Raw genomic sequence first — 21,033 nt, 5'->3', positions numbered from 1 at the left:
GGAAGACATGATGACATTTTCTGAAGAATGCAGACAGGCGGCTGCCGAATGGTGGGACGGAAGTTTTGTTCATCCGTTTGTAACGGGAATCGGTGACGGAAGCCTGCCGATAGACCGTTTCAGCTATTACGTGCTGCAAGATTCCTACTATTTGACGCATTTTGCAAAAGTTCAGGCGTTCGGCGCCGCATATGCCGAAGACTTGTTTACGACGGGCAGGATGGCGGGCCACGCTCAAGGGACATATGAAGCGGAAATGGCGCTGCACCGCGAGTTTACGGAGCTTTTAGGAATTACGGAAGAAGAGCGTGCGGCATTTAAACCGGCACCGACCGCTTATTCTTATACGTCTCATATGTACAGGTCGGTGATGAGCGGCAATTTTGGAGAAATATTAGCTGCGCTTCTGCCCTGTTATTGGCTTTATTATGAAGTCGGCGAACACTTAAAAGAGTGCGAACCGGAGCATCCGATTTATGAAAAATGGATCGGTACATACGGCGGAGACTGGTTCAGACAGCAGGTCGAAGAACAGATCAGCCGTTTTGACGAGATTGCTGAAAACAGCACAGAGGAAATCCGCGCGAAAATGAAAGAGAATTTTGTGATTTCAAGCTATTATGAATATCAATTTTGGGGAATGGCTTATCAAAAAGAAGGCTGGTCCGAGAAGGACGGAAAAGAGGTGGAATCCTTTGGAGCTGCACGCGGTAACTGATAATCGCAAACCCGTTGCCGAGCTGGCCGAGGATATTCTATCGATTCAGCGCGAAGTGAGCTTTATCCATATCCGTGAGCGGGATAAAACAGCGGGAGAGATCATGCAGCTTTTGTCCCTTTTGAAAAAGGGCGGTGCGGATAAGGACAAATTGATCATCAATGACAGGGCGGATATCGCGCTTTTTGCCAACATACACCGTGTTCAGCTTCCGTCCCGCAGCTTTTCCGTAAAGCAGGTGCGAAGCAGATTTCCCCATCTTCATATCGGACGTTCGGTTCATTCGCTGGAAGAAGCCATCCAAGCTGAAAAGGAAGATGCGGATTATGTGGTGTTCGGCCATATATTTGCAACCGAATGTAAACAAGGACTTGAAGCAAGAGGCATCAGCCTGCTTTCAGAGATCAAACGCACGCTTTCCATCCCCGTTATCGCAATCGGCGGAATGACACTGCAGACGATCGGACACACAAAGCAGGCGAAGCCGGACGGAATTGCCGTCATGTCAGGCATTTTCTCAGCTGAAAATCCCGAGGAGGCGGCAAAACGGTATGCACGCGCGGTAAGGGAGGCCGATTATGAAGAAGCACTATGATACGGCGGTGATCGGCGGCGGAATTATCGGGTGCGCCATTTCTTATGAGCTGGCGAAGACGCAGCAGAACGTTGTCTTGTTTGAAGGCGGAGAAGTCGGCCGAAAAACGACAAGCGCTGCCGCGGGAATGCTGGGCGCTCATGCGGAATGTGAAAAACGGGATGCGTTTTTTGATTTTGCCATGCACAGTCAAAGGCTGTATGAAGCGGCTGGGCAAGAGCTTGAGGAAGCTTGCGGCATTGACATCAGGCGCCATAACGGCGGAATGCTTAAACTGGCGTATACCGAAGAAGATATCGCCCGTTTACGGAAGATGGATGATCTGCCTTCCGTCACTTGGCTTTCAGCGGAAGATGCCCTTGAAAAAGAGCCTTACGCTTCAAAAGACATTCTCGGCGCCAGTTTTATAAAAGACGATGTCCATGTCGAACCGTACTATGTTTGCAAAGCGTATGCAAAAGGGGCGCGGCGCTATGGCGCTGACATATATGAGCATACACAAGTTACTTCCGTAAAACGGGTGAACGGAGAATACTGCATCACAACGTCCGGCGGGGATGTTTATGCTGACAAAGTCGCAGTTGCAAGCGGTGTATGGAGCGGCCGGTTTTTCAGCCAGCTCGGCTTGGGACAGCCTTTTTTTCCTGTGAAAGGAGAATGCCTTTCCGTGTGGAATGACGATACCCCGCTGACCAAAACCCTTTACCATGATCATTGTTATGTCGTCCCGAGAAAAAGCGGCCGGCTTGTCATCGGCGCCACGATGAAACAGGGTGACTGGAGCGATACGCCTGACATCGGAGGAATTGAGGCCGTCATTGCAAAAGCGAAAACCATGCTTCCCGCCATCGAACATATGAAAATAGACCGGTTTTGGGCGGGGCTCAGGCCGGGAACAAAAGACGGCAAGCCGTTTATCGGGCGGCATCCTGAAGACAGCGGCATCATCTTCGCCGCCGGCCATTTTCGGAACGGCATCCTGTTGGCGCCGGCAACGGCTGTAATGGTGCGGGATATGATCTTGGGGCAACAAGTCAAACGGGAATGGGAAGAAGCGTTTCGAATCGATCGCAAGGAGGCTGTTCATATATGATCCTTCAGCTGAACGGAAAACAAATTGATTGGAATCGAAAAGAGGGGACGGTTCAGGATTTGCTTGAATCGTACCAGCTTGATCAAAGAATCGTAGTTGTGGAGAGAAATAAAGAAATCATTGAAAAAAAGAATTATGAAAATACAAGTTTGTGTGACCGCGATGTCATAGAAATTGTCCATTTTGTAGGAGGCGGATGAGGATGTTAACAATAGGCGGAAAACAGTTTCGGTCAAGATTGCTGTTAGGAACGGGAAAATATCCGAGTTTTGAGATTCAGAAAGAGGCGGTGGCCGTCTCGGAATCAGATATTTTAACCTTTGCGGTGCGGCGGATGAACATCTTTGAAGAGTCTCAGCCTAACTTTCTCGAACAGCTTGACTTGTCTAAATACACGCTTCTGCCGAATACGGCCGGCGCCGCAACGGCTGAAGAGGCGGTCCGAATCGCAAGGCTTGCCAAAGCTTCAGGGCTTTGTGACATGATAAAAGTAGAAGTCATCGGATGCAGCCGGTCACTTTTGCCTGATCCGGTTGAAACGCTGAAAGCATCAGAACAGCTGCTCGAAGAGGGATTTATCGTGCTTCCGTATACGTCAGACGATGTCGTGCTCGCAAGACGTCTTGAGGAGCTCGGAGTGCATGCCATTATGCCGGGCGCTTCGCCGATCGGTTCCGGTCAGGGAATTTTAAATCCGCTGAATCTTTCTTTTATCATTGAACAGGCGAAGGTGCCGGTCATTGTCGATGCCGGCGTCGGATCTTCAAAAGACGCCGCCTACGCGATGGAGCTCGGGGCTGACGGCGTGCTGTTAAATACCGCTGTATCAGGCGCTGATGATCCGGTCAAAATGGCCCGGGCGATGAAGCTTGCCGTAGAAGCGGGCCGTCTTTCTTATGAAGCCGGGAGAATTCCGGTGAAAGATTACGGAACTGCAAGCAGTCCGCGAGACGGTCTTCCGGTATGACGGACAGATATTCCAGACAGGAGCTGTTTCAGCCGATCGGTCCTTCCGGCCAAGAGAAGCTCCGGTCATCTCATGCCGTGATTATCGGCGCGGGTGCGCTTGGGACGGCAAGTGCGGAGATGCTTGTCAGAGCAGGGGTCGGGAAGGTAACCATCGCTGACAGAGATTATGTGGAGTGGAGTAATCTCCAGCGCCAGCAGCTTTATACCGAAGACGATGTCAGACAGGAAATGCCGAAAGCCGCGGCGGCTGAAAAACGGCTTCGATCTATAAATAGTGATGTAGAGGTCGAGGGATTTGTCATGGATGTCACTGCGGAAAATGCACCCGGATTGATTCGTGATGCCTCCCTCATCGTGGATGCCGCCGACAACTTTGAAACGAGACTGATTGTGAATGATGCGGCTGTGCAGAAAGGAATTCCCTTTCTGTACGGCGCCTGTGTCGGCAGCTACGGGCTCTCTTTTACCGTCATTCCCGGTGTCACGCCGTGCCTTCACTGTCTGCTTGAGACATTGCCTTTAGGCGGTATGACATGCGATACGGCGGGAATTATCAGCCCGGCTGTATTGCAGACGGCCGTTTTTCAGGCAGCAGATGCGCTGAAGCTGTTAACGGGCGGATCTATCGAGCATGTTCTCCGTTCCTTTGATTTATGGAAAAATGAACGGTCAGAAATAAACGTCGCCCGTCTTAAGTCGGCTGATTGCCCAAGCTGCGGCACAAACGATTTTCCGTTTTTATCCTATGAAAATCAGACAAAGGCGGCGGTTCTGTGCGGACGGAACACGGTGCAGATCAGAACGGGGATTTCCGAACAGTTTGATCTGCAAAACCTTGCGGGACAGCTCAGACGGGCAGGGCTTGATGTTTCAGCCAACCCGTATTTAATTTCGTTTTGCACAGACAATTTCAAGATGGTACTGTTTCGTGACGGCAGAGCATTAATACACGGCACAAGTGATATCAGCAGAGCGAAATCCTTTTATCATAAATGGATCGGATAATGCGAAAGGAGCGAAAAACATCATGAGCATATGCAAAGCATTGACGATTGCCGGATCAGATTCAGGAGGCGGCGCCGGTATACAGGCGGATCTCAAAACCTTTCAGGAGCTCGGCGTTTTCGGAATGTCAGCCATTACAGCGGTAACCGCCCAGAACACGTTGGGCGTTCACGGCATTTATCCGCTCACCCGGGAGGCGCTGGGCAGCCAGATTGACGCGGTGGCGGAAGATTTGCGGCCTGACGCTGTAAAAACGGGAATGCTGTGGAGCGCGGAAATGATTGCGGAAATTGCGGAAAAAACGGATCAGTACGGGCTTGATCATCTCATCACCGATCCCGTCATGATTGCCAAAGGAGGCGCTTCCCTGCTGCGTGAGGAATCTCAGGCCGCGTTAAAAGAGATGTTAATTCCGCGCAGCTATGCGGTGACGCCGAATGTTCCGGAAGCTGAGGTATTGACGGGGATGGAAATCCGCACGTTTGAGGACCGGAAAAAAGCGGCAGAACGCCTTTGCAAGCTTGGGGCAAAGCATGTCATCATAAAAGGCGGACATCAGCCTGAACAGGGGAGAATCGTTGATTTATTATTTGACGGTTCGTCTTTTACCCAAATCAGCCACGCTTATATTGACACGAAACACACCCACGGAACAGGCTGCACGTTCGCAGCCGCGCTGACGGCGGAAACGGCAAAGGGGAAAAACATTCAGACCGCGTTTGAGACAGCCGTCAATTTTGTGCGGGAAGCCGTGGAACATACGCTCGGCATCGGAGCGGGACACGGCCCGACCAATCATTTTGCCTTTAAAAGGAACAGTCTGCAGACGAGATAAAAAAGAGGCCGCGTCAACATCCGCGGTCTTTTTCCCATGCTTTCAATCTGGACAAGGTTATGATATGATAAAAATTAAGATCAGGTACTAAAACTATGTCTTTAAGACGATTACAGGAGGCTTTATACATATGAATTTCTCACTTGAAGGCCGCAACATCGTTGTGATGGGCGTTGCCAATAAACGCAGTATCGCATGGGGAATCGCCCGTTCGCTGCATGAAGCCGGAGCGCGCCTCATTTTCACTTACGCGGGAGAGCGCTTGGAAAAATCAGTTCATGACCTTGCGGCTACATTAGAAAGAAATGATTCCATCATCCTTCCGTGTGATGTGACAAATGACGCTGAGATCGAAACTTGCTTTGCAAGCATTAAAGAGCAGGTCGGCGTGATTCACGGCATCGCGCACTGCATCGCGTTTGCAAACAAAGAAGAGCTTGTCGGCGAATATTTAAATACGAACCGCGAAGGATTCCTGCTTGCGCATAACATCAGTTCTTACTCTCTGACAGCGGTCGCAAAAGCGGCGCGTCCGATTATGACTGAAGGCGGAAGCATCGTTACACTCACTTACCTCGGCGGAGAGCGCGTCGTTTCAAACTATAACGTAATGGGTGTGGCAAAAGCGTCTCTTGATGCGAGCGTGAGATATTTAGCCGCTGACTTAGGAAAAGAAAACATCCGCGTCAACAGCATTTCAGCAGGGCCGATCCGTACGCTGTCTGCAAAAGGAATCAGTGATTTCAACTCTATCCTGAAAGAAATTGAAGAGCGCGCGCCGCTGCGCCGCACGACAACACCTGAAGAAGTGGGCGACACGGCTGCATTCTTGTTCAGTGACCTGTCAAGAGGCATCACGGGCGAAAATCTTCACGTGGATTCAGGATTCCATATTACCGCACGTTAAATGACAAGCAATCCCTTTCAGGGATTGCTTTTTTCTTTCTTCTGATTTTAATCATTCCGTCATATAAATAAAACATGACAGAATCGGAGGGATGAAGATGTCAAAACAAAACAGAAACGCGGAAAAAAAACCGCTCATGTATATTGTTCAGGCGGATTATTCAGACACGCAATCATCAATGCAGGACATATTAATCAAAAAAAGGAAAGCGCCGCAGCCGCCGGAAGAAGAGCCGATGCATGGAAAGCGGGAGGAAGAATGTAAAACTCAGCCTGAAGGAGCAGTGGCTGTCGAACCAGAAAAGCAAGTACCTGAACAGCACAGCCGGTCAGAAGAAGCCGTTCAAGAAGTTCCGGTGCAAGCGGAGCAGGACACTGCCAAGCCTGACGCCGCTAAAAAAGAGCCTGATGCCGCTGAAAAAGAGCCTGAAGCGGTTCACAATGCCGCCCCGGAGGAAAAGGTTCCGCCAAAGCGCGTGAAAAAGCCGATGAGCAGAATGTCCATTCTTGAAAAAATTGATTTCTTAACGAAGCTGCCGCATAATATGCCGCGGACCCTTTGTCTGATAGAAGCCAACGGGAAAACCTACAGAGGCGTAATCGTCGGCAGAAAAAATAATGCGATCTTCCTGCGGACGACAAGCAACGGAGCGCCGGCAGAACTCGCAATAGACGATATCACCTCGCTGCATCCGCTTGGATTTTAACCATACAAAAAGCTGCCTGAATTCTTTAATCCGGCAGCTTATTTTTATGCTTTTTGATTTAAGAATGTGTGCGGTTGATCAGTCTCGGGTTCAGGCAATTGATGGCGCAGAAGCTATTAAGATCGACTTCAACGCAATAGTTCGTTTTTTCTAAACGGAATACATCGCAGAGAGAGTCTTTATCTGTAAAATCAAGAATGTGTTTATGCTCATCAAAAGCAATAAGCAGGCTTAATGTGGCACAGCCGTCACAGACCCTTTCAACTCTGAAAAAAACGGTATTAAAACACGGACCGTTATCCAGCTCGCCGACGTTTCCGAATGCGGTGAACGGTTTCGATTTTGAGGTGAAGATGGCGAACGGCACTGTATTGCCTAATGTATAAGCCGGAGATAAAAGGTTAGAATAACAGCCTGTCGGGCAATCTTCTTCGACCGCATTTTGCAGGTCTTCAATATTTTCTACCGCTTCACGCACACAGTATGTTGTTTTCTGGTTCATAATATCCCTCCTGCCTTAACGTTTTAAATGGGACCGGATTAAACGATATCGGAGAGTCAGCCGCCCGGAAGTCCGGGCGGGCTGATGATTGCATCTGTAATAGAAGATTGGAAGGGGATTCTCTTTAGAAAAGATGCGAATCAATGACTATCCGTGATGCTTTTTCTCTTTGTGCGGCTCAGGCCGGTTAACAAGCTCCGGTGAAAGGCACTGAATGGCGCTGAAGCAGCTCAGATCAACTTCAATGCAAAATTCTGTTTTTTCTAAACCGAAGAAATCAGGATCACAAGGATGGCAGACGCTGAGGGTGTCGCCGTGCACATCTACGGGGCGCAATACTGACAGCGTCGCGCAGCAATCGCATAGTCTTTCTACACGAAAGAAAATGGACTCAAAGCACTGGCTGTCATCCGCAAATCCTCCGACGTTCCCGAATGTGGAGAACAATCCGCCTTTTTTATCAAATACGAGAAACGGAATGGTGTCTTTACCTGCAATCGTCGGGCTCAAAAGATTCGTATAGCATCCAGTCGGGCATTGTTCTTCAACAGCCTCTTGTTCTGCTAAAATCTTCTCGACTGCATCGCATACACAACTTTCATCTCGGCCATGGTGTTTTCCGCAGCTCATGGATTTCAGCTCCTTCTTTTAGGGTATTTGACTTTTGTCTTTAACAACATATGTACGCGAGCCTCACTTGGTGTGGGTGAACGTCTATATATTCATCATATGCGGAGAAAATAAGAAAAAGCAGAGCATTTTTAGCTCTGCTTTTTCTTTTTAGAGGACGAGGGTGATGACTAAGACAGCAATCAGTAAATTTGTGGCTGTTGAGATCAACACTGCGATATCGGCATCTACTGTTGTCACGTTTACGCCGCGGGAGTTTTCGATGAGCAGTTTTTGACGGTTGATTTGTTTGTTAGCTGTTAGCTGCAATAAGTCTTGTGCGACCAATTCGGCGATGACTCCGTCAGCAATTGAAGTGAGAGTGGCCGTTACGACTGCTGCATTAATCGCTGTCATGACTGAAGCGACTGCTTGAACGTCTGTTGACGTCACGTTAATATCACAAGAGTCTCTGATAATAATCGCTTCTTCAGAAACTTGTTTGTTGAGATTCGCCTGAGCCAGGTCTTGGTCAAGGAAGGCATTATCTTCGCCAAATCCATGTCCGTTACAGCAAACATTACATCTTCTTCCTTCTTTTTCTTCTTTTTCTTCTCGCGGATGTTCGCATTCAGGATCAAGTGCAACCCAAGAGTATGGTCTGCTTTCCATATCTATTCCTCCTTTTCTTTTACTATTATTAAATGAGCCGGCCTCTTATTTTGACTCAGGCATCTATCCTGATAAAAATCACTATTTTTTAGTTATTGACCGGGATTTTGGCGTCTTTGCCGGAGCTGTTCGATTAATTGTTCTCTGCGGGTTTGCGGATTTGTCTGCTGTTCTTGCGCTTTTTCCTGCTCTTTTTTCTGTTTCTGGCTTTCAAGAAAAGCTTCTGTTTTTGCCTGCATGTCTTTGACTAATGCGATCAGCATTTCTTTTTCTTCATCAGGGATATCCCGCATTTTATCCTTTGTCACGCCGTGTTTTTTGAAGACATTGCTGACAAGCACCTTTAAAAGCGGATCCACTTCTGGTAGATTTTCGAGTTCTTTTTTTAATTTTTCGTTATCTGCCATTTGTTCTCACCTCTATTTAAATATTTGAAAAGAAAGGTTAAAGGATGTCTAGTTCAGCAAAAAGTATATTTAATAATTGAAACAAAATTTGTACAAAGGCCATGATATCGTCTGCTGTCAGTGTGATTTTAATATTGCGGCTGTTCAGGACTTGAATGACGGTCCTCTTTTTTATTTGGCAATCATCCAGGATCAGCAGTTCGGTTGCGATTTGGTCGGCTGTGTCTTCATCTGCGATCGCGAGCTGTGTCGCGAGGATAATCGCCGTAGTAACTGAGGCTTGTATAGAAAGAGCGGCCGTTATATGTGTTGTATCTATTGTGACATTTTCGCAATCAATCACTTCGATCGTCTGCTCGAATTCGTTGGATAATTGTTCGTATATTTGCGGTTGCAGTGTTTCGACTTTTTCTTCAAACGACATAACCTTCACTCCTTTCTCATTCATACTCTATATAATGCAAATGAAACGCCGAGCGGAATAAGAAAAACAACTAAACCGCACCTATTTTTTTACCGGACAAGGTGCGATTCATGAAGATCAGGGTTTTCGCATATGTATAAAGAGGTCAAGTTTTGAAAAGGAGTGAACAGGTGGTTATCAATTGGCTTTCATTTATTCTGTTATCGTTTGCCGTTTTCCGGCTGGCCAGGCTTTTCGTATTTGACACCATTATGGCGCCGCTTCGGAGTCTTTTTCACGAGGAAAAAACAGAAACCGCACCCGACGGCACGACAGAAACCTACATTGTCATAAAAGGAAAAGGCATCAGGGCATTTATCGGTGAACTTCTCAGCTGCTATTGGTGTACGGGCGTATGGTGCGCCGCCTTTTTAATTGCGGCGCAGATTGTGATCCCCGAGGCCGCGCAATGGCTGATTTTGCTGTTAGCCATAGCCGGCGCGGCCGGGATCATTGAAGCTGCGGTTTCTCGTCTTCTGCAGGAATAAGGCGGTTCCACCAGCAACTTACCGTCACTTTCGGCATAAACTGGCATATATGACATAAGGAAAGGAAGGATCACCATGAATCAATCAAGCAAACCTTCCCAACACTCTCCATACAAATCAACTGTGCATCAGCCTTACGAAAAAAAAATTAAGAAAAAAGGCTGCGGCTGCGGCCAAAAGAAAAAACCGAAATAGCCGTTTTCTAAAAAACCGGAGCTTCCGGTTTTTTTTGTTTTATGCCGAACGCCTGCCTCTGTCCGGCATAGATCATAGGAGGAGGGGATGTTATGAATATATTTGAATCATTCATAAACGGTAAATACCGCCGGCACAATCAAAATCAGCGGGAGCATGACAACTATATCTTATCTATTGAAAAACAGCTGTCTGAGTTTGATGAAGCGGGGTCGCGCTTTGAGGAATGGATAGATGTGTTTGCCGCCGAAACAGAAGCGAAATTGAAGAAAAATGAGCATTCTCACTAAAATGAATGAAATCCGCACCGGCCCTATGCATTTATCCAAGCCAAACAAGTCGGCTCACATAGAGTATAGAGAGTAAAGGAGGTGCTTAGATATGGGATTCGGATATGGCGGATTCGGCGGCGGCTACGGTTACGGCGGCTGCGGCGGATACGGAGGCGGCTATGTCGGAGGCGGCTACGGCTCAACATTTGTTCTTGTTGTCGTATTGTTCATCCTTCTGATCATTGTCGGTGCATCCTTTTTTGGCTAAACCTTAGCAAGACTTTGGATAAGCGCGGGACCGTTCAGTCCCGTGCTTCCCTGATGTATGAAGGAGTATAGAGACGGGGCACTCTGAATTTTTTCCTTGTCTTACGGGCACATGTTCCTCTCTTTATTCATACAATATCGTATTACTCCACAAAAGGAGGCACACCATGGATAATCAATTTTTCAAAAATATTGAGAAGAAAACAGGCGTCAGCATGAAGGATGTCATGAACCTTGCAGGATCATTGCAAAATGCCAATTTCAAAGATGAAAACACGGTGAGAGGCGTCATTCAGAAGGTGTCCCAGCTGGCTAACAAGCGTGTTCCGAAAGAATTGGAAGACAAAATCGTTCAATCGATTACAAGCGGTAAAGAGAAACTTGATTTTGGCACCATTTCTAAAATGTTGAACAATAAATAGGCGTCAGCCGGCCTTGCTAAAAAGGCCTTTTTATGTGAGAAAAACCCGGCAGTGATCTGCCGGGTTCTTTATATCCTGAGTGCGCTCCGTCTGTCCGTCCGGAGAAGGGGCTCGAGAAATCTTGAGCTGCGCGCTGTTTTTCCCCGCCTGTACGCGGGACAAGATACATATAAATGCTGCATGGCCCTTGTCATTGCGACATACAGGAGCCGTCTTTCTTCTTCGAGCGGAGCGGGATCGCCCTGTCTCGCCGTCTCAAGCGCGAAGTCATGGGGGATCGAGCCGTCAGCCGCGCCTAAAATATAGACCGTATTGAATTCAAGACCTTTAGAGCGGTGAATGGTCAGCAGTTCGACGCCGTTTTCATCGGTTTTCTGATTCTCAGCGGCGCGCATATGATCGACATGCGCAAGAAAATCGGGAATGGTTTTGAATTTTTTGGCGGCCACTTTGACATCCCTGAGATCATCAGAGCCTTTTTCCAGTTTGTTTCCCTCATTGCCCCGTTTTTTTAAATACTCGGAAAAACCCATTTTGCTTTCTGCAAAGGTGATGGCTTCAACCGGCTTCATTGTCCGGATGCTTGCGAAAAACGGAACGATCTGCTTGATCTTCCCTATTTGAAAAGGCTTCAGGTCAGGCAGTTTCGTCAGTGCCTTAATCATCGTGCAATCTTCCGTGATTGACAGCGCCTTTAACGTTTGCAGGGCGGATTGCTTTAAAAATAAGGCGGGCAGCAGGTCTTTCACCGCATCCGTATCATCTTCATTCTGACTCGCATATAAGTAGGCGAGGATCTGGCGTACGATTCTGCGGCTGTAGAACGTCTGCACGCCACGGTCGGCATGATAAGGAATCGATGATTGGTGAAGTCTTTCATAAATGGCCCGTCCGGCGCTGTTTGTCCGGTAAAGCACGGCAAAATCGTCAGGACTCGCCCCGTTTTGAATTTTCTCTTTCATATCCGAAACGATCATGGTCGCCTCTTCTTCTTCATCGTAAGGATAAAATATCACGGGATTGTGAACGCCGTCTTTGACGGCAGAAAGTATTTTTTCATACCGTTTTTTATTTTTCTTTACGACGGCATGAGCGCTTGAGACGATCGGATGCGGCGAGCGGTAATTTGCCGTTAAGTAAATGGTCTTTGCTGCCGGATAATCCTTTTGAAAATCTAAAATGAAAGATGGGCTGCTGCCGCGGAACGCATAAATGGATTGGTCGTCATCACCCACGCAGCACAGGTTATTCTCCGGGCTTGCGATCATTTGCATAATGTTGTACTGGACAGGATTAATATCTTGAAACTCATCAATCAAAATATGAGAAAATCTGTTTTGGTACTGCGCGAGAATATCAGGCCGGCTTTGAAACAGTTCATAACAGCCTTGGGCCATGTCATCAAAATCAAATTGCCGTTTTTCCTGCTTCTGCTGTTCGTAACGTTCGTAGAGCCGGTACACTTTTTTCTCCCAGTCGTCCGCAAGCGGAATGGTCTCATGGGGGAGATATGTGTTTTTCCAGCAGCCGATAAGCTGTAGCGCCTGGTCGACGGGAAACTCTTTTTCATCCAAATTTTCTTCATAAAGCGCCTTTTTCACATATTGCTCTTTTTGCCACTCCATTTTTAAAAGCTGGCTGCCGTTCCATTTTGAAGAATCATAATGATAGAGTATTTTATAGAAAAAACTGTGGAATGTTCCGGTCACGAGACGGGAGACTTTTCCGGCTGCCAGCCCGTACTCATTCGCCATCCGCTCTTTCATTTCGGCGACGGCTTTTGTCGTAAAGGTCACAAGCAGCATATTCTCAGGTGAAATGCCGAGGTGTTCAATCATATGGGCGGCGCGGGCTGTCAGCACCCTTGTTTTTCCGCTTCCCGCTCCGGCGAGCACCAGCAGGGGCCCGTCCGTTTCAGTGACTGCCTTCATCTGTTCGCGGTTCAGGCCGATGCCGGGGAACAAAGATGTATCAGCCGCCTCGGATGTTGGTGAAAACGGTTCGGCCGCAGGCACTTTTTTCGGGCTTTTCCATTCTGAGACGATCGGTTTCGGATTCTCTGAAATCGCTTTTCCTTTCGGCAGGCGGAACATGCCTGCCTCCTTATACTCTTCTTTTTCTTTCTCCGCTTGCGGTTCCTCGGCCGCACATGCTTTTTCACAGGCGGTGAAGTCTCCCTTTTGCCGGTGATAAAATGCCGGCTGCTCTAAAATCGAAAGCCGCATCAAGACGGGCTGGTCACAATGTGCGCAAAAAATATTTCCTTTCTGAGCTTCTTCAAAAAGGAATTGGTAATGTTCTCTAGAATATGTATGTAAATGTATCGTTCGGTTATTCAGTCGGGCGCATTTCAAAAAGGGGTCCTCCCATTAAAAGGTGTTCATCCATTTGATAGACAAAGAATATCATAACAAAAGAACCGCGTTTCAAAAAGTAAGATTAAGGGAAATAAAAAGCGAAGGGGAGGGGTACATATGATTTATGCAGGACGGATTCAAAACCAGCAGTATTCTCAATACGCAAACCGGGCAGCGGGTTATAAGCCTGATTACGCCGGTATTACGAAAGCGGCCGCCCTCGCCAATGACAGGGTGTACAGAGAGGTGGAGCGCCGCCAGGAAAACACCGCAGCCGCAGCAAAGAAAGTGCATGAAGAAAAACGTAAGCGCTCTCTTTCCCGTCTGCCGCAAATCATGGGAAAAGGCCGGTTGATAAATCAATACGTGTGAAAAAGCCCGGAAATCTCCGGGTTTTTTTGAGCCGTATAGATGAAAGATGCGGAAAGGAATGATTCAATTTGAGAAAGCTTTCATTATTAATTGCGGGGTTATTTCTATTCAGCCTCTTTACTTCCGGAATGATACCGGCACACGCGGCGGAGAGCTCCGCAGCAAAAGATGTCACTCTTACACAGCTGGCGCCGCATGTCTGGATGCATACAAGCATCGGTACGGCAGACGGAAGTCCCGTCCCTGCGAACGGATTGCTTCTTGAAACTTCCAAAGGAATCGTACTGATTGATACTCCGTGGAATGACAGTCTCACAGAGCAATTAATGACACAAATAAAACAGCGGTTTCCCGGCAAAAGGATGACCGATGCCATTGTGACACACGCCCATGACGATCGCATCGGCGGGCTGAACACACTGTACAAATACGGTGTAAAGGTGCACAGCACGAAGCTGACCGTCGACTTCGCCCGGCAGCAGGGATATCACCGGCCGCTCGGAGATTTGAAAAACGTGACAAAGCTGCAGTTTGGCGATATGAAAATTGAAACGTTTTATCCGGGAAAAGGGCATACGGAAGACAATATTACCGTCTGGCTGCCTGAGGATAAGCTCTTATTCGGCGGTTGCTTAATCAAGGCTTTAGAAACAAAGGAAATCGTGCCAACTCCGGGCCTTTATCCGGATCAGTGGCCGCGCGCCGTCCGCAAAGTCATGAAAAGATATCAGGACATCAGCATTGTCGTTCCGGGCCATTGCAGTCCGGGGGATGACCGTCTGCTGCCGCATACGATAAGCCTTCTGAAAGAAACGTAAAAAAGAAGACCGGCGCTCCCATTACGGAGTGCCGGCTTTTTTTATCTCTTCCTGATTTTCATAAAACTGAGGAAAGCAAGTGCAAGCGCCAAAACGGTATATCCCGCTATCGGCCAAATATGCTGATGAAAGGAAGAATAATCTCCGGATATGACTTCCTGGGCCAGCTCGATCGAGTGAACAAACGGTAAGGCATAAGCGATATGTTTGAATGTGTCACCGAGCAGGCTCACCTCCATCCAAGCTCCGCCCAGAAATTGCACGAGTGTAATATAAATCGTTCCGATACCTGAAATTTGTTTGTCCGTAAACACAGCCCCTAAACATAAACCGAAGAAAACGGACATCATCGCAATCGGCAGCAAGACAGCGATACCTGCGAGAAGATTCATCCACTCGGCGGATAAACCGGCAGCAGCAGCTGCGATAAAACAAATGATGATTTGTAAAATGGCTAACGGCAGCATCGGCATTGCGTAACCGATAACATAATCGGCTGTTTTTAAAGGGGAAGCAAACAAACGGGTCAAAAGGGCGGTCTGTTTGTCTTTTGCGATCAGCAATGCAGAGAACATCGTAAGGAAAGCGAAACCGAAAACAATGAGTCCGGGTGCTAAGTGCTGAATTTTAAAGGTATCAAGTGGCGCATTTTTTTCAATCGCCGTAAACAGAAACAATAGAATAACAGGCAGTGCGATTCCAAGGATAATAGACAGGGGGTCACGAAAAATCTCTTTGCGGTTGCGAATGGCGAAATCAAGCATAAAGACCCGCCTCTCCGTCACAAATCGCTAAAAAGGCATCTTCAAATGTGGCTGAATGAGTTTGTTTTTTCAGATCCTCCGCCGTGCCCAGTGCTTTTAGAGTCCCATTTTCTAAAATGCAAATACGGTCTGCCAGGGCTTCAGCCTCTTCTAAATAGTGTGTTGTTAAAATAATCGTCATGTCTCCCTTTAATGTCTCAAGATTTTTCCACAACTCGCGGCGTGAACGGACGTCCAGCCCTAATGTCGGCTCATCTAAGAAATAAATATCCGGTTTTGTAATCATGCCCATTGCGATGCTGAGGCGGCGCTGCATTCCTCCTGATAAGGTTTTGGTTTTTGCTCTTTCTTTCTCTTTTAATTGAAACAATTCGAGCATCTCATCTGTTCTTTTTTTTGCTTCTTTTTTCGGAATTCCGTAGACTCCGGCTATAAACTCTAAGTTTTCCCGTACGGTTAGATGAGGAGCGATGGCTGTTTCCTGCGGGGACATGTTCAATTTCGGTTTTATTTTATCCAAATCAGTCAAAATACTGTGTCCAAGCACTGATGCATCACCCTCATCCGGAGAGAGGAGTCCGCAAAGCATACTGATTAATGTCGTTTTTCCGGCTCCGTTCTCACCGAGTAAAGCGAAAAATTCCCCTTTCTCAACTGAGAACTCAAGACGGTCAACGGCGGCGGTTTCTTTATAATGTTTCGTTAATTGCTTCAGCTCAATCGCGTGCATTTACTCATCCTCGCTATCTGCGTCGATTTGCTTAGCGTTTAAAATATCTTTTGCAAACTCGAAAAAGAGTTCTTGTTTAACAAGTGCGATACCTTGCTGGTCATCCCCAAGCATAAGCAGTGAATCCCCCGGATTTATATCGAAAACATCCCTTGCTTCTTTAGGAATGACAATCTGTCCTTTTGTGCCCACTTTAACAGTCCCGAATATGTGTTTTCCTTTTGGTGCCGTCATGTTTATCCCTCCGAAATATGAATTGTATTTTTTGTATGAATTGTAATACTTAGTATACTAAACATACATTAACCTTCCATAAAATGCAATAAATTTCATGAAATAGTATGATTTTCATAAAAAAAGCACTCCTGCCATATCAACAGGAGTGCTTTTGATTTTATTGTTTGTATTCCTTTATCATTTCCAGATGGGGGATGCCCGCATCGAGAAATTCTTCGCCGGATGTGACGCGGTATCCTTGTTTTTCGTAAAACGGAACCGCCTGCGTCTGCGCATGTAAGATAAAGCTGCCGGCGCCCTTGGCTGCAGCCGCTTTTTCAAGCGCCTGCATCATGATGGCCCCGACGCCTAAAGAACGATGGCTTTTCATTACGCAGATGCGCTCTAATTTTCCATGCCCGTCTTTCAAGCGCCATCTGCCGGCTCCGACCGGCTGGCCGCCGTCATATATGACTATATGCTCTGACGTGTCTTCGAATTGATCAATTTCCTCTTCTTCCGGAACATGCTGTTCTTTCACAAAGACCTCTTTTCTGACGAAAAAAGCGTCGTTCAGCTGTTTTTCAGTTTTTGCGATGATGGATTCCAAGCAGTTATTCTCCTCCGCCTAATAAAAATGTTTCGTACACAGTCCATGAGCCGTTATCCAGCTGATAGAGCAGGTGAAAACGGTCGATGACTTCTTCGTGGGAAATGTCCTGCATTTTCAGCTGTCCGAGTACGTCGGAATGTTCATCTGACGACAGCTTCTGGCCGACCGTGACATGCGGAACGAAGCTGTATTCCGGCTCGCCGGATAATGCTCCTGAGTAGCATTTCTCACTCAGAGATTTTAATTCCTCCGTCGGCTCTGCTTTCATATATATCACATTATTCACAGGAGAAAACGAGCTGTATTTTGTAATTTTCAGAACGAGCGGATGCGACTCTTTCGCCGTCTGTCTCAGCTGTGATACGACCTGCTCGATTTCCTGTTCTGTCGCTTCAAACGGATCTCTTACCGTCAGATGCGGCGGAATGAGCGCGTAGCTCGGGTCGTAGCGTTTCCGGTACGAATTGGCGAGATCCTGTAATTTTTTTGATGGAAATAAAACAATACCGTATTTCATGAAAGTTCCCTCCTTAAATGAATGGTTACAGCATTTTTTTCAGCGCCGGCGTGATGAGCGGCTGCCAATAGGTCCATTTATGATCCCCGTCGAAGGTTTCATACGTGTATTCGGACTGTTTGCTTTCCAGCAGCTGTTTGAGCTCTTCGTTCGGCGCGGTGAAATCAAGAACCTGACCGTCCGTCGTGTGGACGCCGGTTTCTTTTTCTCCGATTTGATGATAAACGGAAATCTGTTTGAGATCCTCCGACTGCCGGACGGCATCCAGCACGTGCCCGTCAACATACGGAGACTGCATGATGACGTTTCCAAACATATTCGGATAGTCAATCGCCGTCATGAGCGAAACGGTTCCGCCGAGGGAATCCCCGATCATGGTGCGGCCGTATCCGACTTGATAAGTCGGGTATTCTTTGTCGATAAAAGGAACGAGCTCATTGGCGATAAACCGCTTATATGAGGCGAACTTAGAGCCTTCTGGATGGTATGTGTTTCTTCGCTCCCGCACATTTTTATAAGGGACGCCGATAATGATGCAGCGGTCAATTTCCCCTTTTGACATAAGCTCTTCCGCCTGACGCCCGATTCTCCCTAATCTGAAATAATCATGGCCGTCCTGAGCGATGACCGTATGATATTTATACAGGGGGGAGAAGGTGGCGGGCAGGTAGACCAAAACGGTCATTTCCTCTTCAAGCTCATGGGAGAAAAGTGTTTTCTCATGAATGATTCCGTTTTTTGATGCCACTTCGCATTCCTCCAGGCCGCTTCTTGTCTTGATGGTTTTTTCCTATTGTACCATGAATTATTAGAAATTTCTTTCTTCAGATGCACTTCTTGCGAGAGTTCAGATAAATAAAAAGTTGTTGAAATCCATTTTATAGTGCGTTAATATAGAACAATCAGAAAATACAAAACAATATTCTTATCACGAGAGGTGGAGGGACTGGCCCTTTGAAACCTCAGCAACCGGTTTGCTTTGCCGCGGGAAGGCAAAGTGCCAAGGTGCTAAATCCAGCAAGCGATTCACATGCTTGGAAGATAAGAGGAAGAGAAAAGCTCCTTCTTCTTATGAAGAGGGGGCTTTTTTATTTTTGAAAAAGGATGGTGCTTACTGATGACGCAGCATGTTGAAACAAAATTAGCCCAAATTGGAAATAGAAGCGAAGAAGCAACGGGAACGGTCAGTCCGCCGATTTATCTGTCCACCGCTTACCGCCATAGAGGAATAGGAGAATCTACAGGTTTTGATTACGTGCGCACGAAAAACCCGACACGCCAGCTCGTCGAAGACGCCATCGCCGTGTTGGAAAACGGTGCGAGAGGATTTGCTTTCAGCTCGGGAATGGCAGCCATTCAAACCATTATGGCTTTATTTAAAAGCGGGGATGAATTGATTGTATCCTCCGATTTATACGGAGGCACGTACCGTTTGTTTGAAAACGAATGGAGAAAATACGGCTTAAGCTTTATTTATGATGATTTCAGCGATGAAGACTGTTTACGCTCCAAAATAACGGAAAACACGAAAGCGGTATTTGTTGAAACGCCGACAAACCCGTTAATGCAGGAGGCGGACATTGAAAAAATCGCCCGGATTACGAAAGAAGCCGGCCTGCTTTTAATTGTGGATAATACGTTTTATACCCCGGTGCTCCAGCGCCCGCTTGAACTGGGAGCGGACATCGTCATTCACAGCGCCACAAAATATTTAGCGGGGCACAATGACCTCCTTGCCGGTCTGGCTGTCGTTAAGGATGAAGAGCTCGGCGACATCATGTTTAATCACCAAAATGCGATCGGCGCCGTTCTCCCGCCGTTTGATTCGTGGCTTTTAATGAGAGGGATGAAAACACTCGGACTCAGAATGCGCCGTCATGAAGAAAACGCCCGTGAACTTGCAGAATTTTTAGAACAGGAAGAGGAAATCGCCGACGTGTTATATCCCGGAAAAGGCGGGATGCTGTCTTTCCGGCTGCAAAAAGAGGAATGGGTCAATCCGTTTTTAAAGGCGCTGAAAACGATCTGTTTCGCAGAAAGTCTCGGCGGGGTGGAAAGCTTTATTACATACCCCGCGACACAGACGCACATGGACATTCCGGAAGATATCCGTATCGCAAACGGCGTCTGCAACCGCCTGCTGCGTTTTTCAGTGGGCATTGAACATGCAGAAGATTTGAAGCGGGATGTAAAGCAGGCATTACAGCAAGTAAAAGAGGGGGCCGTGTCATATGAGTAATCACAATTGGACGCTGGAAACCCAGCTCGTGCACAATCCATTTAAAACAGACGGAGCCACCGGAGCCGTCAGCGTGCCGATCCAGCATGCTTCCACATTCCATCAGTCTTCATTTGAAGAATTCGGGACATATGATTACAGCCGCTCCGGCACACCGACAAGAACAGCGCTTGAAGAAACGATCGCAGGTCTTGAAGGCGGAACGAGAGGTTTTGCTTTCAGCTCCGGTATGGCGGCGATTTCGACGGCATTTCTGCTCTTATCCCAAGGCGACCATGTTCTCGTCACGGAGGATGTGTACGGCGGAACATTCCGCATGGTGACTGAGGTTCTGTCCCGTTTCGGAATCGAACATACCTTTGTCGATATGACGGACACAGAAGCGGTCGCCCGCACCATCCGTCCGAACACGAAAGCCATTTATATGGAAACACCGTCAAACCCGACGCTCGGCATCACGGATATTAAGGGCGTCGTCAAACTGGCAAAGGATCACGGCTGTCTGACATACCTTGACAATACATTCATGACGCCTGCTCTGCAGCGTCCGCTTGATCTCGGTGTAGATATCGTGCTTCACAGTGCGACGAAATTTTTAAGCGGCCACAGTGACGTGCTGTCAGGCCTTGCTGCCGTAAAAGATGAAGAGCTCGGCAATCAGCTGTATAAGCTGCAAAACTCGTTTGGAGCGGTGCTCGGCGTTCAGGATTGCTGGCTCGTATTGAGAGGCTTAAAAACATTGCAGGTCAGACTGGAAAAAGCGAGCCGGACGGCTGAGCGGCTGGCTGCCTATTTTGACGGGCATCCCGCCATCAAAAACGTTTACTATCCCGGCCTTGCCGGACACCCGGGAGCCGATACCCATAAACGTCAAGCGAGCGGAGCGGGCGCCGTCCTGTCCTTTGAATTGGAAAGCAAAGAAGCCGTCAAAAAGCTGGTCGAAAACGTATCGCTTCCGGTATTTGCCGTCAGCCTCGGCGCTGTCGAGTCCATTCTCTCATACCCTGCAGCCATGTCGCATGCCGCCATGCCGAAAGCAGAGAGGGAGAAACGCGGCATCACAGACGGCCTTCTGCGCCTGAGCGTAGGAGTCGAAAACGCCGAAGATTTAGAACGGGACTTCGAACAGGCATTGAAAAAAATAACCCCCGCCCAAGTGAGATCATAAACGAAAAGGGCGTCGTCAATTTTGCGACGCGCCCTTTTTTATTTTAGATAAAAAAAGTGTTGACGAATGAGAAATCAGGATATATAATTATAAATGTCAGAGAGACAACAACAT

At 47.6% G+C, this 21,033-nt stretch carries 29 protein-coding genes and 1 riboswitch; of the genes, 17 read left to right on the top strand and 12 right to left on the bottom strand.

Features of this window, described 5'->3' with window-relative positions; genetic code table 11:
- The first annotated feature begins 10 nt into the window (after positions 1–10).
- From tenA to ACWJJ5_RS08540, 9 genes are all read left to right on the top strand, one after another.
- Complete coding sequence (tenA, locus tag ACWJJ5_RS08580; RefSeq protein WP_077723146.1) at positions 11–718, top strand: thiaminase II; 708 nt, start codon at positions 11–13, stop codon at positions 716–718.
- The gene (tenI, locus tag ACWJJ5_RS08575; protein WP_077723147.1) at positions 696–1,313 is read left to right on the top strand and encodes a thiazole tautomerase TenI; all 618 of its coding nucleotides are present in this window, start codon (positions 696–698) and stop codon (positions 1,311–1,313) included. Before tenA ends, tenI begins: the two co-directional genes overlap by 23 nt.
- On the top strand, positions 1,297–2,406 hold the full coding sequence (gene thiO / locus ACWJJ5_RS08570) for a glycine oxidase ThiO (RefSeq protein WP_454022348.1): 1,110 nt from the start codon (positions 1,297–1,299) through the stop codon (positions 2,404–2,406). Before tenI ends, thiO begins: the two co-directional genes overlap by 17 nt.
- Positions 2,403–2,606, top strand: coding sequence for a sulfur carrier protein ThiS (gene thiS, locus ACWJJ5_RS08565; RefSeq protein WP_003155008.1), 204 nt, complete (start codon positions 2,403–2,405; stop codon positions 2,604–2,606). The genes thiO and thiS overlap by 4 nt, the downstream gene beginning before the upstream one ends.
- Positions 2,603–3,373: a thiazole synthase gene (gene thiG / locus ACWJJ5_RS08560; protein ID WP_088005363.1), complete on the top strand. Its 771-nt coding sequence runs from the start codon at positions 2,603–2,605 to the stop codon at positions 3,371–3,373. The genes thiS and thiG overlap by 4 nt, the downstream gene beginning before the upstream one ends.
- Entirely contained in the window at positions 3,370–4,380 is a 1,011-nt protein-coding gene (thiF, locus tag ACWJJ5_RS08555; protein WP_014304797.1) for a thiazole biosynthesis adenylyltransferase ThiF, read from the top strand. Before thiG ends, thiF begins: the two co-directional genes overlap by 4 nt.
- A gap of 22 nt (positions 4,381–4,402) precedes the next feature.
- Complete coding sequence (gene thiD, locus ACWJJ5_RS08550; RefSeq protein ID WP_454022347.1) at positions 4,403–5,215, top strand: bifunctional hydroxymethylpyrimidine kinase/phosphomethylpyrimidine kinase; 813 nt, start codon at positions 4,403–4,405, stop codon at positions 5,213–5,215.
- A 130-nt stretch (positions 5,216–5,345) separates the two neighbouring features.
- Positions 5,346–6,122 carry an enoyl-ACP reductase FabI gene (gene fabI, locus ACWJJ5_RS08545; protein ID WP_003155001.1) on the top strand — a complete coding sequence of 259 codons (777 nt, stop codon included), beginning with the start codon at positions 5,346–5,348 and terminating at the stop codon, positions 6,120–6,122.
- Positions 6,123–6,219: 97 nt separating this feature from the next.
- A complete protein-coding gene (locus ACWJJ5_RS08540) occupies positions 6,220–6,828 on the top strand; it encodes a CotO family spore coat protein (protein ID WP_077722066.1) in 609 nt (202 codons plus the stop codon).
- 58 nt (positions 6,829–6,886) lie between these two features.
- Here ACWJJ5_RS08540 and cotZ read toward each other — a convergent pair whose 3' ends face one another.
- The 5 genes from cotZ to ACWJJ5_RS08515 form a co-directional block, all read right to left on the bottom strand.
- Complete coding sequence (gene cotZ / locus ACWJJ5_RS08535) at positions 6,887–7,330, bottom strand: spore coat protein CotZ (RefSeq protein WP_061890539.1); 444 nt, start codon at positions 7,328–7,330, stop codon at positions 6,887–6,889.
- Positions 7,331–7,477: 147 nt separating this feature from the next.
- On the bottom strand, positions 7,478–7,960 hold the full coding sequence (gene cotY / locus ACWJJ5_RS08530) for a spore coat protein CotY (RefSeq protein WP_061890540.1): 483 nt from the start codon (positions 7,958–7,960) through the stop codon (positions 7,478–7,480).
- A gap of 150 nt (positions 7,961–8,110) precedes the next feature.
- Entirely contained in the window at positions 8,111–8,611 is a 501-nt protein-coding gene (locus tag ACWJJ5_RS08525; RefSeq protein WP_044802820.1) for a spore coat protein, read from the bottom strand.
- Between the two features lie 92 nt (positions 8,612–8,703).
- A complete protein-coding gene (locus ACWJJ5_RS08520; protein WP_070081638.1) occupies positions 8,704–9,018 on the bottom strand; it encodes a spore coat protein in 315 nt (104 codons plus the stop codon).
- Positions 9,019–9,055: 37 nt separating this feature from the next.
- A complete protein-coding gene (locus ACWJJ5_RS08515; RefSeq protein ID WP_003154992.1) occupies positions 9,056–9,442 on the bottom strand; it encodes a spore coat protein in 387 nt (128 codons plus the stop codon).
- A gap of 170 nt (positions 9,443–9,612) precedes the next feature.
- Here ACWJJ5_RS08515 and ACWJJ5_RS08510 point away from each other — a divergent pair, with 170 nt between their 5' ends.
- The 4 genes from ACWJJ5_RS08510 to ACWJJ5_RS08495 all read left to right on the top strand — a co-directional run bounded on the left by ACWJJ5_RS08510 (position 9,613) and on the right by ACWJJ5_RS08495 (position 11,125).
- A complete protein-coding gene (locus tag ACWJJ5_RS08510) occupies positions 9,613–9,969 on the top strand; it encodes a DUF1360 domain-containing protein (RefSeq protein WP_015388440.1) in 357 nt (118 codons plus the stop codon).
- Between the two features lie 287 nt (positions 9,970–10,256).
- Positions 10,257–10,454 (top strand): hypothetical protein, encoded by a 198-nt coding sequence (locus ACWJJ5_RS08505; protein WP_070081639.1) that lies wholly within the window; start codon positions 10,257–10,259, stop codon positions 10,452–10,454.
- 91 nt (positions 10,455–10,545) lie between these two features.
- Positions 10,546–10,704, top strand: coding sequence for a YjcZ family sporulation protein (locus ACWJJ5_RS08500; RefSeq protein WP_070081640.1), 159 nt, complete (start codon positions 10,546–10,548; stop codon positions 10,702–10,704).
- 166 nt (positions 10,705–10,870) lie between these two features.
- Positions 10,871–11,125, top strand: a complete 255-nt coding sequence (locus tag ACWJJ5_RS08495; RefSeq protein ID WP_003154986.1) for a stage VI sporulation protein F — start codon at positions 10,871–10,873, stop codon at positions 11,123–11,125.
- A 68-nt stretch (positions 11,126–11,193) separates the two neighbouring features.
- Here ACWJJ5_RS08495 and ACWJJ5_RS08490 read toward each other — a convergent pair whose 3' ends face one another.
- Positions 11,194–13,479: an ATP-dependent helicase gene (locus ACWJJ5_RS08490; protein ID WP_454022346.1), complete on the bottom strand. Its 2,286-nt coding sequence runs from the start codon at positions 13,477–13,479 to the stop codon at positions 11,194–11,196.
- Positions 13,480–13,599: 120 nt separating this feature from the next.
- Between ACWJJ5_RS08490 and ACWJJ5_RS08485 the strand changes: the two genes are divergently transcribed.
- Both ACWJJ5_RS08485 and bla read left to right on the top strand, forming a co-directional pair.
- Positions 13,600–13,854 carry a hypothetical protein gene (locus ACWJJ5_RS08485; protein WP_070081642.1) on the top strand — a complete coding sequence of 85 codons (255 nt, stop codon included), beginning with the start codon at positions 13,600–13,602 and terminating at the stop codon, positions 13,852–13,854.
- 68 nt (positions 13,855–13,922) lie between these two features.
- Positions 13,923–14,672, top strand: a complete 750-nt coding sequence (bla, locus tag ACWJJ5_RS08480) for a subclass B1 metallo-beta-lactamase (RefSeq protein WP_454022345.1) — start codon at positions 13,923–13,925, stop codon at positions 14,670–14,672.
- Between the two features lie 41 nt (positions 14,673–14,713).
- Here bla and ACWJJ5_RS08475 read toward each other — a convergent pair whose 3' ends face one another.
- The 6 genes from ACWJJ5_RS08475 to ACWJJ5_RS08450 all read right to left on the bottom strand — a co-directional run bounded on the left by ACWJJ5_RS08475 (position 14,714) and on the right by ACWJJ5_RS08450 (position 18,260).
- Entirely contained in the window at positions 14,714–15,436 is a 723-nt protein-coding gene (locus ACWJJ5_RS08475; protein WP_077722070.1) for an ABC transporter permease, read from the bottom strand.
- Entirely contained in the window at positions 15,429–16,166 is a 738-nt protein-coding gene (locus tag ACWJJ5_RS08470) for an ABC transporter ATP-binding protein (RefSeq protein WP_060675068.1), read from the bottom strand. Before ACWJJ5_RS08470 ends, ACWJJ5_RS08475 begins: the two co-directional genes overlap by 8 nt.
- Positions 16,167–16,400: an AbrB/MazE/SpoVT family DNA-binding domain-containing protein gene (locus ACWJJ5_RS08465; protein ID WP_003154973.1), complete on the bottom strand. Its 234-nt coding sequence runs from the start codon at positions 16,398–16,400 to the stop codon at positions 16,167–16,169.
- A gap of 160 nt (positions 16,401–16,560) precedes the next feature.
- The gene (locus ACWJJ5_RS08460) at positions 16,561–16,992 is read right to left on the bottom strand and encodes a GNAT family N-acetyltransferase (protein ID WP_454022344.1); all 432 of its coding nucleotides are present in this window, start codon (positions 16,990–16,992) and stop codon (positions 16,561–16,563) included.
- A gap of 4 nt (positions 16,993–16,996) precedes the next feature.
- Positions 16,997–17,512, bottom strand: coding sequence for a YjcG family protein (locus ACWJJ5_RS08455; RefSeq protein ID WP_003154969.1), 516 nt, complete (start codon positions 17,510–17,512; stop codon positions 16,997–16,999).
- Between the two features lie 25 nt (positions 17,513–17,537).
- A complete protein-coding gene (locus ACWJJ5_RS08450) occupies positions 17,538–18,260 on the bottom strand; it encodes an esterase family protein (RefSeq protein WP_003154967.1) in 723 nt (240 codons plus the stop codon).
- A 174-nt stretch (positions 18,261–18,434) separates the two neighbouring features.
- Positions 18,435–18,560: riboswitch (SAM riboswitch) on the top strand.
- Between the two features lie 69 nt (positions 18,561–18,629).
- Here ACWJJ5_RS08450 and ACWJJ5_RS08445 point away from each other — a divergent pair.
- Together ACWJJ5_RS08445 and metC are read left to right on the top strand one after the other, a co-directional pair.
- Positions 18,630–19,751 (top strand): methionine biosynthesis PLP-dependent protein, encoded by a 1,122-nt coding sequence (locus tag ACWJJ5_RS08445; protein WP_052585709.1) that lies wholly within the window; start codon positions 18,630–18,632, stop codon positions 19,749–19,751.
- The gene (gene metC, locus ACWJJ5_RS08440) at positions 19,744–20,919 is read left to right on the top strand and encodes a cystathionine beta-lyase (protein ID WP_454022343.1); all 1,176 of its coding nucleotides are present in this window, start codon (positions 19,744–19,746) and stop codon (positions 20,917–20,919) included. Before ACWJJ5_RS08445 ends, metC begins: the two co-directional genes overlap by 8 nt.
- Positions 20,920–21,033 lie beyond the last annotated feature (114 nt).

This window comes from Bacillus sp. JK74, from assembly GCF_053663395.1.
The sequence above is the reverse complement of the archived record's forward strand: the minus strand, read 5'-3'. Positions and strand labels throughout refer to the sequence as shown.

Coding starts and splice junctions, on each gene's coding strand:
- tenA (WP_077723146.1), top strand. CDS start 11: ATGACATTTTCTGAAGAATGCAGACAGGCGGCTGCCGAATGGTGGGAC.
- thiO (WP_454022348.1), top strand. CDS start 1,297: ATGAAGAAGCACTATGATACGGCGGTGATCGGCGGCGGAATTATCGGG.
- thiS (WP_003155008.1), top strand. CDS start 2,403: ATGATCCTTCAGCTGAACGGAAAACAAATTGATTGGAATCGAAAAGAG.
- thiG (WP_088005363.1), top strand. CDS start 2,603: ATGAGGATGTTAACAATAGGCGGAAAACAGTTTCGGTCAAGATTGCTG.
- thiF (WP_014304797.1), top strand. CDS start 3,370: ATGACGGACAGATATTCCAGACAGGAGCTGTTTCAGCCGATCGGTCCT.
- thiD (WP_454022347.1), top strand. CDS start 4,403: ATGAGCATATGCAAAGCATTGACGATTGCCGGATCAGATTCAGGAGGC.
- fabI (WP_003155001.1), top strand. CDS start 5,346: ATGAATTTCTCACTTGAAGGCCGCAACATCGTTGTGATGGGCGTTGCC.
- ACWJJ5_RS08540 (WP_077722066.1), top strand. CDS start 6,220: ATGTCAAAACAAAACAGAAACGCGGAAAAAAAACCGCTCATGTATATT.
- cotZ (WP_061890539.1), bottom strand. CDS start 7,330: ATGAACCAGAAAACAACATACTGTGTGCGTGAAGCGGTAGAAAATATT.
- cotY (WP_061890540.1), bottom strand. CDS start 7,960: ATGAGCTGCGGAAAACACCATGGCCGAGATGAAAGTTGTGTATGCGAT.
- ACWJJ5_RS08525 (WP_044802820.1), bottom strand. CDS start 8,611: ATGGAAAGCAGACCATACTCTTGGGTTGCACTTGATCCTGAATGCGAA.
- ACWJJ5_RS08520 (WP_070081638.1), bottom strand. CDS start 9,018: ATGGCAGATAACGAAAAATTAAAAAAAGAACTCGAAAATCTACCAGAA.
- ACWJJ5_RS08515 (WP_003154992.1), bottom strand. CDS start 9,442: ATGTCGTTTGAAGAAAAAGTCGAAACACTGCAACCGCAAATATACGAA.
- ACWJJ5_RS08505 (WP_070081639.1), top strand. CDS start 10,257: ATGAATATATTTGAATCATTCATAAACGGTAAATACCGCCGGCACAAT.
- ACWJJ5_RS08500 (WP_070081640.1), top strand. CDS start 10,546: ATGGGATTCGGATATGGCGGATTCGGCGGCGGCTACGGTTACGGCGGC.
- ACWJJ5_RS08495 (WP_003154986.1), top strand. CDS start 10,871: ATGGATAATCAATTTTTCAAAAATATTGAGAAGAAAACAGGCGTCAGC.
- ACWJJ5_RS08485 (WP_070081642.1), top strand. CDS start 13,600: ATGATTTATGCAGGACGGATTCAAAACCAGCAGTATTCTCAATACGCA.
- ACWJJ5_RS08475 (WP_077722070.1), bottom strand. CDS start 15,436: ATGCTTGATTTCGCCATTCGCAACCGCAAAGAGATTTTTCGTGACCCC.
- ACWJJ5_RS08470 (WP_060675068.1), bottom strand. CDS start 16,166: ATGCACGCGATTGAGCTGAAGCAATTAACGAAACATTATAAAGAAACC.
- ACWJJ5_RS08465 (WP_003154973.1), bottom strand. CDS start 16,400: ATGACGGCACCAAAAGGAAAACACATATTCGGGACTGTTAAAGTGGGC.
- ACWJJ5_RS08455 (WP_003154969.1), bottom strand. CDS start 17,512: ATGAAATACGGTATTGTTTTATTTCCATCAAAAAAATTACAGGATCTC.
- ACWJJ5_RS08445 (WP_052585709.1), top strand. CDS start 18,630: ATGACGCAGCATGTTGAAACAAAATTAGCCCAAATTGGAAATAGAAGC.
- metC (WP_454022343.1), top strand. CDS start 19,744: ATGAGTAATCACAATTGGACGCTGGAAACCCAGCTCGTGCACAATCCA.